Source organism: Phytobacter sp. RSE-02 (assembly GCF_040578655.1).
Taxonomy (GTDB): Bacteria; Pseudomonadota; Gammaproteobacteria; order Enterobacterales; family Enterobacteriaceae; genus Phytobacter; species Phytobacter diazotrophicus.
In genome coordinates this window covers 1-12867 of sequence record NZ_JBEULY010000023.1, presented here as the reverse complement: position 1 = coordinate 12867, position 12867 = coordinate 1, and the positions used below count along the sequence as shown (strand labels likewise).

General features: G+C 52.8%; 11 protein-coding genes. 6 read left to right on the top strand and 5 right to left on the bottom strand.

The features are described from left to right. Positions 1-44: 44 nt before the first annotated feature. Entirely contained in the window at positions 45-1364 is a 1320-nt protein-coding gene (locus tag ABU190_RS25345; RefSeq protein ID WP_108701856.1) for a diguanylate cyclase, read from the bottom strand. A 281-nt stretch (positions 1365-1645) separates the two neighbouring features. Between ABU190_RS25345 and ABU190_RS25340 the strand changes: the two genes are divergently transcribed. Both ABU190_RS25340 and ABU190_RS25335 read left to right on the top strand, forming a co-directional pair. Then, positions 1646-3322 carry an AAA family ATPase gene (locus ABU190_RS25340; RefSeq protein ID WP_354692719.1) on the top strand — a complete coding sequence of 559 codons (1677 nt, stop codon included), beginning with the start codon at positions 1646-1648 and terminating at the stop codon, positions 3320-3322. Continuing rightward, on the top strand, positions 3319-4617 hold the full coding sequence (locus ABU190_RS25335; protein ID WP_354692718.1) for an McrC family protein: 1299 nt from the start codon (positions 3319-3321) through the stop codon (positions 4615-4617). The genes ABU190_RS25340 and ABU190_RS25335 overlap by 4 nt, the downstream gene beginning before the upstream one ends. Before the next feature lie 111 nt (positions 4618-4728). Here ABU190_RS25335 and ABU190_RS25330 read toward each other — a convergent pair whose 3' ends face one another. Beyond that, positions 4729-6180 carry an MFS transporter gene (locus ABU190_RS25330; protein WP_354692717.1) on the bottom strand — a complete coding sequence of 484 codons (1452 nt, stop codon included), beginning with the start codon at positions 6178-6180 and terminating at the stop codon, positions 4729-4731. Positions 6181-6453: 273 nt separating this feature from the next. Between ABU190_RS25330 and ABU190_RS25325 the strand changes: the two genes are divergently transcribed. Together ABU190_RS25325 and ABU190_RS25320 are read left to right on the top strand one after the other, a co-directional pair. Continuing rightward, positions 6454-7146 (top strand): heavy metal response regulator transcription factor, encoded by a 693-nt coding sequence (locus tag ABU190_RS25325; RefSeq protein ID WP_354692716.1) that lies wholly within the window; start codon positions 6454-6456, stop codon positions 7144-7146. Between the two features lie 9 nt (positions 7147-7155). Next, a complete protein-coding gene (locus ABU190_RS25320; protein WP_354692715.1) occupies positions 7156-8607 on the top strand; it encodes a heavy metal sensor histidine kinase in 1452 nt (483 codons plus the stop codon). Positions 8608-8648: 41 nt separating this feature from the next. Here the strand turns inward: ABU190_RS25320 and ABU190_RS25315 are convergent, their stop codons facing one another. Further along, positions 8649-8903 carry a DUF1471 domain-containing protein gene (locus ABU190_RS25315; RefSeq protein ID WP_110295929.1) on the bottom strand — a complete coding sequence of 85 codons (255 nt, stop codon included), beginning with the start codon at positions 8901-8903 and terminating at the stop codon, positions 8649-8651. Positions 8904-9326: 423 nt separating this feature from the next. Here ABU190_RS25315 and ABU190_RS25310 point away from each other — a divergent pair, with 423 nt between their 5' ends. Then, complete coding sequence (locus tag ABU190_RS25310; RefSeq protein ID WP_041852265.1) at positions 9327-9668, top strand: helix-turn-helix domain-containing protein; 342 nt, start codon at positions 9327-9329, stop codon at positions 9666-9668. Positions 9669-9741: 73 nt separating this feature from the next. Here ABU190_RS25310 and ABU190_RS25305 read toward each other — a convergent pair whose 3' ends face one another. Together ABU190_RS25305 and ABU190_RS25300 are read right to left on the bottom strand one after the other, a co-directional pair. Further along, positions 9742-11304 (bottom strand): methyl-accepting chemotaxis protein, encoded by a 1563-nt coding sequence (locus ABU190_RS25305; protein WP_354692714.1) that lies wholly within the window; start codon positions 11302-11304, stop codon positions 9742-9744. Positions 11305-11664: 360 nt separating this feature from the next. Beyond that, positions 11665-11979: a PTS cellobiose transporter subunit IIB gene (locus tag ABU190_RS25300; protein ID WP_296414708.1), complete on the bottom strand. Its 315-nt coding sequence runs from the start codon at positions 11977-11979 to the stop codon at positions 11665-11667. Between the two features lie 377 nt (positions 11980-12356). Here ABU190_RS25300 and ABU190_RS25295 point away from each other — a divergent pair, with 377 nt between their 5' ends. Continuing rightward, positions 12357-12617 carry a DUF2534 family protein gene (locus ABU190_RS25295; protein WP_079497931.1) on the top strand — a complete coding sequence of 87 codons (261 nt, stop codon included), beginning with the start codon at positions 12357-12359 and terminating at the stop codon, positions 12615-12617. Positions 12618-12867: the final 250 nt, after the last annotated feature.

Sequence of the window (12867 nt, the reverse complement as noted above, 5' to 3'; positions counted from 1 at the left end):
TATCTTCAGAAGGGGTATTTTTTGCATTGTCGATCGGTATCGACTCACCCGGCATGTGTGTCCGCAGCAACAACCCGATTACGTCCCTGCTTTTTCGCCGCGTACAGCGCAGTATCGGCTTTACCGATCAGCGCGCTGGCAATCATATGTTGCGGCTTGTCCTCAGAAAAGATGCTCTCGCAATCGAGCGTTGCCACACCAATGCTGATCGTTAAGAAACCCATCGGGCTTGCGGCATGCGGCAATTTCAGCGCGTTGATTTGCTTACGCAGACGCTCGGCAATCGATAACGCAGCCGATTTATTGGTATCCGGTAATATCACCAGAAACTCTTCCCCACCATAGCGGCTGACATTGGCATCCGGGTGAACCAGGGAAGTAACCAGCGCCTTCGCCACGATTTGCAGACATTCATCCCCCGCCTGATGTCCCTGGCTGTCGTTATAGAGTTTAAAAAAGTCGATATCCACCAGGCAGATCGAGAGCGGAAAGTGGCCGTGATAAGAACGTGTGACTTCCGTCAGCAGGCACTCATCCATATACCGACGATTAAACAAGCCGGTCAGGTGATCGTGCTGCGCGTGCCGCTGCAACACCAGGTTCGCGCCCGCCAGTTTTTGTTCAGCCTGACGACGCGCGGTGATATCCACCCAGGTAATCGACAACCCCACAACATTACTGCTCGCATCTGTCACAGCAATAGACTGCGCATCGTAGCAGCGGTCATGCCAGATCATTTCGCGACGGGGAATGGCCTCGCCCATGTCTGCCAGCGCAAAATCTTCCTCAAAGAGATGCCAGAACTCGGGCATATGCTCGGAAAGATAGCTCTCCGCAAGCTCATGCCCATCGTTGTGCAGCAGATGATTCATCGCTTTATTCGACATCACCAGGCGGCCATGACGGTCAATCATACACAGCGCCACGGGGGTGGTATCGTAGATAGTTTCCAGTTGCAGTACGCGCTCGCCCAGGGTCGAGATATTACGGTCCACCCCCCGATAGCCGCGTAATTCACCGTTTTCATCAAAAAGGGGAACGCCGCTGGTTTCCAGTACCACAATGCGCCCATCGGCACGCTGGTTACGATTCACCAGGCCTGAAAAAGCCCTTTTCTCTTGCACGATCTCCATAAAAGCGCGTCCAACGCGTTCGGCCTCGCCGGGTGGCATAAAATCGAACGGGGTCTTACCAATGACTTCACTCGGGGGATAGCCGAGCAAGCTGGTGACCACATCGGAGGCCCAGGTATAACGTCCTTGCGCATCCACTTCCCATACCCAATCCGAATTTTGATTTAATAAATCATACAGATGCTGCACATCCACATCCTGGAGAGGCGACGGCTTTTTTTTATCGTTCATGAATGTTATCCGCATGTCCAAAAACCGCCCGGACAGCAAGGGCAAAGTGGTGTTGACGCCTGACTACACGTTTCAGCGAAGCGCTAAACTCACTATCATTGATACAGTAAATGTTAACGTTTTACTAATTCGCTGTAACGATAACAACGCAGAAAAAGCTGAAACGGGCCCGTTAATAAAGAGTGCTCTATGAAATATTCACTCGATAAAGAGAGTGACACAGCCTGTCAGGCCCTTGTGCATAATGACTCAACTGTTTTACCCATAGGATGGAGAATGCGATGACCGTTACAGCAGAACAACGAGAAAAGATACTGGCGGATTTTCACAGCAAGTGGCCCCTTTCCGCACTGCAAAACCTGACGCTGGAACAGTACATTTGCCTTGGTGATAAAAATACGCTGGCTTACTGGCTGGAGTTTGGTGACGGTCGTTTTCTGGGGTCGATTAAAGGCGGCGATGCCTCGAAATTTGGTATTTACGAGCGCAAAGCTGAGGCCAAAGGTGAACGTGGTTTTATCTCATCTGATAGCCGCTATTCCTGGAAAAATAAATACGGTCACACGGCAGAAGAAGCGTTCTCGACAATCAAAGCTCATATCCTTGCCATCGCTCATGCGGCCCAGATGGGCTACACGGAAATTATCGAGAAACGGGATTTTGAAGTTGCCTTAAAGTGGAAACTCGCTTTTCTCTATCAGAATCATGACGATCCTTGCGTATTGTCGATTTACAAACTGCAGGCGTTACAGAGCTTATTGCCAGGGAATCGATATCTCACTCACTCCGAAGCCTATCGCAAACTGCTTGCTGAGCGAGGCAACAAATCACTGATTGAATACGGTCTGGATCTGTGGAAAGAAAGTGAGGCAGAAAAAGACGATGATCGCCAGCAAAGCCTGGATGACATTACCGATGACGAGAACGAGCTCGCCATCGACCAGCCTGTTGCGGTCTTAAACCAGATCCTCTATGGTCCTCCCGGAACCGGCAAGACCTGGAATACCGTTAACCACGCACTGACCATCCTCGAACCTGTCTTTCTTGATGCCCATCGCGACGAACGTCACCTGCTCAAAGCACGTTTTGATGAACTGGCAGATGCGGGACACATCGATTTCGTCACCTTCCACCAAAGCTTTAGCTACGAAGATTTTGTCGAAGGTATTCGCGCGGATATTGCAGATAACGGTGCCGGATTACAGTACCGTATTGAAGATGGGATTTTCCAAAAGGCCTGTCTCCGGGCGCAAATGTCCCCTTTGCAGCCTCATGTCCTGATCATTGATGAAATTAACCGTGGGAATATTTCCCGTATTTTTGGCGAACTCATCACTCTGATTGAGCCCTCGAAACGCCAGGGGCAAAGCGAAGCGCTGAGCGTTACCCTGCCCTACTCGAAGAAACGTTTTAGCGTACCCGGCAATCTTTATATCATTGGCACCATGAATACCGCCGACCGCTCACTTTCCGGGCTGGACATCGCCTTGCGCCGCCGTTTCACCTTCGTTGAAATGCTCCCGCAGCCGGAACGGCTGGATAACGTTGTCATTTATCACGAAGAGGGTGATATTCACGTGGGCAACCTGTTGCGTGTTATCAATCAGCGCATTGAAGTCTTGCTGGATCGTGACCACTGTCTGGGTCACGCATACTTTATGCCGCTACAGGCAGCTCCCACTTTGCAGACACTGGCATCCATTTTCAAAAACCAGGTCCTTCCGCTGTTGCAGGAGTACTTCTTTGAAGACTGGCAGCGTATTAACTGGGTGCTGAACGGACATTATGCCGACACCGTCACGCCACGCTTTATTTGCCCGCCTAAAGAGAGCCAGTCGCTGGAAAAACTGTTTGGCAAAGAGGTTGCCGCAGAACTCACTGACAGACGCTGGCAATTTAACGAGGCGGCCTTTATGTGCCTGGAGAGTTATCGTCTGATTCTCCGGGAGGCCGAGTGAAACAAAAGTGGATAACGGTTCGCGAGCACGCGCGCCTGACCACCTCGGATGTGCCAGACACACTCGAACGCGCGCAAATCGGTGCCAGCGCCTTTGACTATCTGTGTCAATTGCAGGCTGGATTCAGTAAGCAAGGTGCCAGGCTGGTGGAAGTGGAAGACCGCCGCTGGCTTCGGCTGGACAGCTATGTCGGTATAATTCATACCCCATGTGGCACGGACATTGAAATTCTGCCCAAACATTTTGCCGAGGAAGACTCACCGGAACAAAGCCGGGCGCTGCTGTGTAAGCTTATTGCCTCCGCACTCAATCTGCCCTACCGGGAAACCGGGATAGCGGACCTGCAACTGTTTCGTTTTCCGCTCACCGAATGGATCATGCGCCAGTTTTTACTTGCGCTTGATCGGTTACTTAAACGTGGACTGCGTTTTGATTATCAGCAGGTTGAGGAAGAACAGCCTTATCTGCGGGGTCAACTGGATATGTCCCGACAGATGCGACAGCCACCGGGGCGAGCGCACCGCTTTCATCAGCGTCACACACTTTTTTTGCCAGACCGGCCGGAGAACCGGCTGCTACGTCTGGCGCTGGATAAAGTGTGCCAGCAGGCCAGGGAGGCCGATAACTGGCGACTGGCGCATGAACTGCACGTCATCATGCAGGAGATCCCACCCAGCCGACAGGTACGCCTCGATTTTTCCCACTGGCGTAACGACCGCCTGCTTGCCCACTACCAGCCCGTCCGCCCATGGTGCGAACTCATCCTTGGGGAACAGATGCCGCTGGCGATTCAGGGGCAGTCGAAGGGTATTAGCCTGCTCTTTCCGATGGAACGCCTGTTTGAACAGCATGTCGCGCGAACGCTCAAACAACAGCTTCCCCCGACAGCACATCTGCGTACCCAGGCTGCGAGTGAATACCTCTGCACCCATGATGGTAATAACATGTTCAGGCTGAAACCGGATTTGCTACTGGAGCACAGCGGGAAGAAATGGCTGCTGGATACCAAATGGAAGCGTCTGAATACCGAAGCCCGCGACAAAAAATATGACCTGGCGCAGCAGGATTTCTACCAGATGCTGGCCTACGGTCATAACTATCTCGCAGGCCAGGGGGAGATGGTGCTGATTTACCCTAAAACACGGGATTTTCCCGCGCCGCTAAAACCCTTTGTCTTCTCACCTGAACTGATGCTGCACGTCTGGCCGTATGATCTGGAGAACGACAAATTAATGGCTTCTGAGATCCATTCACTGCCGCTCGTTATCCAGCCGCAGGCACAGCCAGAAAAATAACAGCCATGATGTAACGAAAATTGACGCATCCTGGGGGCGGCCAAAGCACTCGCGAGGTTTTTTCACTCACAATCAATGGATGCGCCTGCGAGGGGCTACTCGCCCCTCTCTTTATTTCTTCGGCTTCTGCGAGACATTTCGCCCCGCCCCGGCTTCAAGGCGTGTCATGTCATACAGCCCAACCGCCGTGATAAGCGCAATCATCACAAACCCCAGCTTAAAGGCCATCCCCTGAATATCACCATACCCCAGATTGTCGGTGATGAGCGCGCCTGCGCGAATACTCAGCGCCCCCAGCGTTACCCCCAGGCCGTTAGCCAGTTGCAACGAGGTGCTAAAGAGAGTGTTCGCGGAGCTCATCTCTGCCGCCGGTACCTCGGCAAATGCCAGCGAACTGATCCCGGTAAACTGCATTGAGCGGCTCAGCCCCCCGATAAACAACAGCGCGAGGGTAAGCATTTGCGATGAGTTCGGCGCTAAAAAAGCGCAGAAAAACAGCGACAACACGCAAACAACCCCGTTGCCAATCAAAAGCTTTTTAAAACCGAAACGGCGAATCAGCGGCGTTGTAGCAGGCTTCATCGCCAGGTTACCGGCAAAGACCGCCAGCACCAGCGACCCGGCCTCAAACGCGCTCATCCCGAAGCCCACCTGAAACATCAGGGGCAACATAAAGGGCGCGGAGCTGATAGTGGCGCGGAGAATAAACCCGCCGCGCATCGTGACGCGAAAAGAATGTACCGACAGCGAACTCAGGCCAATCAGCGGCGCAGGCGCACGGCGCAAGTGATGAATACTCCACACTAGCGCCAGCAGACCAACGGCGAGCGTCGCCCCGGCGCTAACCATGCTCACATGCTGCTGGCTCAACATCTCAAGCCCCGCCACCAGGCACAGCATGGTTAGCCCTGTGGCGATAAAACCCACCACATCGAACGGACGTTTTTCATCAGCCGATAGCCCCGGCATCATTTTCAAGGCCAGAACGATAGCCACCAGCCCCAGCGGCACATTGAGGAAAAAGATCCAGTGCCAGCTCGCATAGGTAGTAATGAAGCCCCCCAGCGGCGGACCAATAATCGGCGCGACCAGCGCAGGCCAGGTCAAAGTGGCGATGGCTTTAATCAACTGCTCTTTCGGCGTGGTACGCAAGACAACAAGACGTCCTACTGGCACCATCATCGCGCCTCCCACCCCTTGCAGAACGCGCATCAGCACAAACCCGGTGACGTTATTTGTCAGGCCGCAAAGCAAAGACGCCACGGTAAAAATCAGCAGCGCCAGGCTAAAAACCGTCCGCGCGCCAAAGCGCTCCGCCACCCAGCCGCTGGCAGGAATCAGCATCGCCAGCGTCAACAAATAGGCGCTAATACCGATATTCAAATCGATAGCGGAAACACCAAAGGCTTTCGCCATGTCCGGCAAGGCAGTCGCAATCACCGTGCCATCAAGAAACTCCATAAAAAACGCGCTGGCGACCAGCAACGCCACCCCGGAAATCCGCCCGGAACGGGTCACTTTTTCCCGTGGCGTTTGCGTCTGGGTTGTCTCAGACGAGGCCATAACGTCCCCTCAACATGGTTAACCTCTACTGCCCGGCAGAGGTCTGACAAGAATAGAAAGTTGTTATACCAAAAATGCAAACCGTCCGATAACCCAATTTCCTGTTGATTGTCCGCAGATTGATATTTTGCAATTTATTGCGGCCCGTCTTCGTCGATTTCCTCTGCCGCAAGCTGACAAAAATGTCAGTAAAATGTCAGCCAGTTGTTGGCAATAACGCGATAAAATCACTTGTATCATCACATTTGTCCGTAGCGACAAAGGAAGAGCCCCATGCGACTTCTGCTGGTCGAAGACGAGGAAAAAACCTCGTCATATATTTATCGTGCGCTCAGCGAACTGGGTTTTACCGTTGACGTCGCCGCCAGCGGTACAGAAGGTTTGCATCTGGCGGTTGAATTTGACTATGACGCCATCATTCTCGACGTCATGCTGCCAGGCCTTGACGGTTACAGCGTGTTAAAAGGGCTGCGTGCCAGTAAAAATACACCAGTGCTGATGCTTTCCGCCCGTGGCTCCGTCGATGAACGGGTTAAAGGGCTACGTCAGGGGGCAGACGATTATCTTCCCAAACCGTTTTCCCTGATTGAACTGGTCGCCCGTATTCAGGCCTTGCTGCGCCGCCGCTCCAGTGATGGCACCGACACCACGCAGTTGCAGATCCATGATTTACATCTCGACCTGCTCGCCCGTCGCGTCTCACGCGCCGGAGACCGCCTTGAACTAACAGCCAAAGAGTTTGCCCTGTTGAGCCTGCTCGCCCGCCATAAAGGTGAAATCCTCTCCAAAATGATGATTGCGGAACAGGTATGGGATATGAATTTTGACAGCGATGCCAACGTTGTGGAGGTGGCGATTAAACGCCTGCGAGCCAAAGTGGACGCCCCCTACCCCGTAAAACTGCTGCATACCGTCCGGGGCATGGGATATGTCCTTGAAACCCGGCCCGAGAGCCCCGCTAAATAGAGTCTGTCTATGCTCAAACGTTCGATTTCAGGACGCCTTGCATTAATGTTTGCCCTCGCCTCCGTGCTTATCGTCTCGGCGATCGGTTTTCTTCTGCGCAGCACCCTGCATGAATCCTTACAAAAACAGATGCACAACGAGCTGCTTTTCAGGGAATCGCTAATGGAGCCGTGGCTGCTATCGCGCACCACGCTGCACAGTTGGCAAATGCTCGCCACCAAGCTCGCCGATATGACCACGGCAGAAGGCGGACGCGTACAGTACTGGGTTCTCAGCGATGATCCCCGCTACCAGGTAGGTGGCGAGCCACCGCAAGGGGTCAACTGGACGACACTCGCCGACGGATTTAGCGAAGCGCCGGGGGCCACGAAAGAGTCCTGTTCGCTCTTTATTCTGGTCAAATTAATTCCGGCGCGGGGCGAACGCCCGGCGATCCGCTACGTGATTGCTATCGATTCCACGCCTTATATGGGCACACTGGAAGAGTTTACCCGCACGCTGCTGCTGATCACCGCCCTTGGGGTGATACTGGTTGCCGTGTTAGGTTTTATGATTGCACGGTTTGGCATGCGCCCGGTGAATACAATGAGCGAGCAGGCGCATAAACTTGCCCCCGGCGATCACGGACAGCGCCTCGACACCACAACCCTGCCGGATGAACTGCAAACGCTGGCGGAAGCATTCAACGGTGTGCTGGAACGCCAGGAAGTGGCCTGGCGGCAACTGGAGAGTTTCAACGCAGACGTTGCCCACGAGCTGCGCACACCGCTGACTAACCTGATAGGCCAGACACAACTGGGACTATCCCGCGAACGTTCCGTCAGTGAGCTGGAAGATTTACTGGAATCCAATCTGGAAGAACTGGCGCGTATGACGTCGATTGTCAATGACATGCTCTTTCTCTCACATGCCCAGGCCGGGGAACATGCCACCCAGCTTACCGAGGTATCGCTGCGCGAGGAGGCATGGAAGACGGCGGAATATGTCGAACCCTCCTTCGCCGAGAAGAACCTCACTATCAACGTGGAAGGCGATATCATTGCCTGTATCGACCGTCGGCTGTTCCACCGTTCGCTGGCAAACCTGCTGGAAAATGGGGCTCGCCATGCAAAACCGAATACCACGGTGACCGTTTCCATTCGCCAGCGGCATGAGCATGCGATCATAGCTGTCGCCAACGTGGGCGAGCCAATCGCCGCAGAACACCTGGAACGTCTGTTTGAGCGTTTTTATCGTATCGACTCGTCCCGCACGCGCAGCGATACGCATCATGGTCTGGGATTATCCATTGTTCGCGCGGTCGCACTGATGCACCGTGGCGATGTGTTTGTTCGTAGTGAAAACGGCATCAATACTTTTGGTCTGTCACTGGCAATCGGTAAAATAAATGCGGATGGGCTTACCGTTGCGCCAGGTGACAAACCGGCGCTTGATGAGCAGACACAGTTCAAAAACGCCTGAACAGAAAAGCAAACAGGAGGCTTAGCCTCCTGTTTTTCGACTTATTTGTAGATAACCGCCACGCCGTGCATCTGGTTTTCGCCCCCGGCCGCCACGATGCGATACGAACCTGCTCCCGCCGCTTCGGCTTTTTGCGCCAGCTCCTCATGCAAACCAGACAGCGTTGTCGCGCCCGATGCCGAGACCGAACCCATTTTTTGCAGACCGTTACCAGACTCTACAGGGACCGCCGCCAGCGCACCGGCGGAAAACAGGCCAACTATCATTGCGGTCATAATGCCTTTCGTCATCTTCATGTTTCCACCTCGCAAAGAGAATAGTCAGGAATATCCGCTGACATGAATGATTTTAGAAAGGCTGGCTGTCAGTTCACTGACGCCAAAATAACAGATGCGTCAGATAACAAAAATATACATTTATTTTAATTTATCCTTTAAATATTCTTATTATCAGGGTTTGTTCGCACCTCTGAAATACGACAAATATAAAAATAACTCGCCAGTATTTTCAGCATTTATTCATCGATCACCCGCCAGGGCTTGCCACCCGCCGCGTTGTTCACAAACCTGACAGGAATGTCATTTTCACGTCACGCTAACGACAGCCACACTGATTTAAACTCAGCTTCCTGGGTAATACGTCAGGCAATTATGTTGCGCTTTTTCTTGCTGTTCAAAGAGACGACACGCATTCATATTTAGCAAAGAGGGGCATATATTATGGCCATGCAAAAATCGGTTATCCTCGATATTCAGACATGGATTGATAATAATATTGACAAACCTTTACGGATTAATGATGTTGCCCACCGGGCAGGTTATTCCAAATGGCATTTACAGCGCCTCTTTCATCAAATTATTGATATTCCGTTAGGTGTGTATATTCGCAACAAAAAGCTGGAAGGCGCCGCCCATGACCTGAGCGTGACAAAGGAGTCGATTATCACCATCTCCACCCGCTACGGCTTCGATTCCCAGCAAACTTTTACCCGGGTTTTTACCCGCAAATACAGCATGCCGCCGGGCGCATGGCGTCGCTATCATCAATCGGGTGAGGAGTAGGTCCCCTCACCCGCTATCGCGCCCGGATAAGGCGTTTACACCGCCATTCGGGCCATCCCCTGTATGGCCGAAACTACACAGCTACGGTACGGAACACGCTCATCAGCGTGACCAGATGCTGCGCCTGATCGCGCAGATCTTCCGCCGCAGTGCTTGACGCCCCCACCAGCGCCGCGTTTTGCTGCGTCACTTTATCCAGTTGGGTAATGGCTTCATTCACCTGCCCGACACCTGATTCCTGCTCACGCGTCGTCACGCCAATCTCGTCGATCATCCCCGCCACATGGTGCGACTGTCGCACCAGTTCGCCAATGGTCGCGCCCGCGTGATTCACCAGCGCCGTGCCGTTATCCACACGCTCGATGCTATCCATAATCAGGGCCTTAATCTCTTTTGCCGCAGACGCCGACCGCTGGGCCAGCGAACGCACTTCACCCGCCACTACCGCGAATCCCCGGCCCTGCTCCCCTGCCCGCGCCGCCTCTACCGCGGCGTTCAGGGCCAGGATATTCGTCTGGAAGGTAATGCCGTCAATCACCGCAATGATCTCACTGATTTTGCGGGAACTTTGGCTGATCTCCTCCATCGTACGCACGATATTCTCAATCGCCTCGCCCCCTTTTGCGGCAATTTCGCTCGCGGTTGCCGCCTGCTGATTGGTGACCCGCACCGTATCGGCATTCTGGCGAATCGCCTGGCCGATTTGTTCCATGGATGCGGCCGTCTGCTGCAAACTGGCCGCCTGCTGTTCGGTACGCTGGCTCAGGTCAGTGCTGCCCTCCGCCACACCATTTGCCCCCGCCGAGATCGACTCACTGCTTTCCCGCACCTGGTTGACGATACCACTCAGGCTTTGTCGCATCTCATCCATCCCTGCCAGCAAACTGGTGCTGTCATCCGGGGCAAGCGTAATCCGGGTGGCCAGATTTCCCTGCGCAATTTCATGGACGACCTGCAGCGCATAAGCGGGTTCTCCCCCCAGTTGTCGCTTGATGTAGCGCGTGAAAAGCCAGGCAATGGCGATCCCCAGTAATGCCGCCACCGCAGCAATCATCAGCAGGGCATCGCCAGCGGAGCGGGCGCTTGCGGTGGAGGCCGCCGCCGCAGAGGTTGTGCTGGCCTGCTGGGTCTGGATCATGGCGGAAATCTCTTCAAACAGGCGAATCTGTAACGGCTGCATCTTTTCGACCGCCAGCGACTGGGCATCCAGCATCTGGCCATTCTTCGCCAGCCCCACGGTCTGGCGCACAACATTCACGTACTCCACCTGCGTGGCTTTAAAATTGTTCAGCATGTTCTGTGCATCAGCATCCTGCACATTCGCCTGCAACTGCGCCACCAGCTCGTCGTTGCGTTTAATCGACATTTCGGTCAGCTTTTCCTCTTCCATCTGGCTCTTTTCATCATCCTGAAACACCATGATGAATGTCGCCTTAGTGGCATTATTGAGGTTGTCCTTTAATGCCTGCATCGACAGCAGATTGGTCAAATGGTACTTCTCGTAGAATTCAATATGTTTACTGGTGTTATTCAATTCAGCCCGACCAAAAATCGCCACCAACAGACCGATAGCAATAATCGCGGCAAAGCCGGTGCCCAGCAGCGCACCCAGAGAGAAATGTCTTTTTACTCGCATATATCCCTCGATAAATGAATCCCGAAACCCCTTAACGGCGAAAACACACGCGTATCAGCCCGCAGAAAACAACTGCAAGCGCACGAATGCGTAATAGCGAACAGGGTTAATATACGTAGCGTAAAAAACCGGGGAAAATATGAAATAGCGATGGTTTGACCAGGTGGACAGGTTGCGCCAGAGCAGACATGATGAAATGTGTCGGGCACAGAAAGAGGAACAGTCAGTATATTAAAAACTTATTTTTCATAAAGTTACAATAAATCAACCAAACGATAACATCAGCAAACTCATGACGACCTTGCCCACTCATCCCTGAGCCCTTTTGCACGGCCTGTTTGGAGATTTCTCAATAACCCATTAATCAACCAACTCCTCCATACGATCGATGGCAAATTTTAATATTTTCTCTGCGTCAATGGCGGCATACGGATAGCCGTCAATAACCTCAATATGCTGGCCTTCTTTAATCGCTTTTTTCAGTTCTTCTTTTTTATATTGAATATGCGGTGCCACCAAAAAACAATCAAAGGCAGGCGCCACACTGGCAAATGCCTCAGCCCCTATTCCGCTAATTTGAATCTGATACCGATTTGCATCTGCAACATCCTGCATTTTTTTGGCCAGCGTTACCGCCGTGTTACCAAACAGGCAACATATTAATAACCTTTTCATGGTAGTGCCCTCCTGGAAGTTACCGATACGCTATGCCTGCCCCGGCTTAAAAAATGCGCACTACATCATGTTTACGAATATATTAGATTAATATTTAACCACCCCGAATAGATTCTCCTCATAAAATCCTCTCATCCTCCAGTTCGATCAGCGGTAACATCTGAGATGAGAATAAGATACACTTCCGATTCATAAACCGTATGATGACTGTTTTTATACGCGCGTAGCGCCATCCTGAGGTCAGGCGGGGAAGCCCGCAGCATAAATGTGGAAAAGGCTCTCGCCGTAGCAGCGAAATAGTGCATCTGGTCAGCAACCTTCGCCGGATGGATATTCATCATTACCTGCGGGCTGCACAGAACAATAAGGAGATTTACATGCTGGAAAAATTGCGTACCCGTGAGGGTAAAAAATTCCTTATCGCCGTCGCGATTGTTTTTGTGGTCGCCGTGTCGGTTATCTCAGAAGCCGCCTTTCAGGGCGTGGTGGATCAGTACGATTTACCGATGGACGAGTGGTCGGTGTCGATGTTTGTGATTCAGGGCGCGTGGGTGTTTATCTACAGCCTGATGTTTACCATTATCGGTTCGCTGCCCTTCGCGTTTTGGTTCCTTGGACCAAAGGATGATCGCGGTTAGGTTCGATGCTGGTTTCCCCGGAAGGTGGCGTAAACGCCTTATCCGGCTACGGGTTCGGTGCCCGATCATAGAGGCGGAGGGATCCCCACAAAAAATGCGAGCACGATCGGTTCCCTCTCCCTGAGGGTGTACGGTCCGGAGACATGGCAGACAGGTGTTCGGAGACATGGTGAACACTTTTTAACACCCTTTACCCATGATGATCGACCTCTTTTTCAGGTCGATCATCCCCACTTTCGTGCTGTACCAC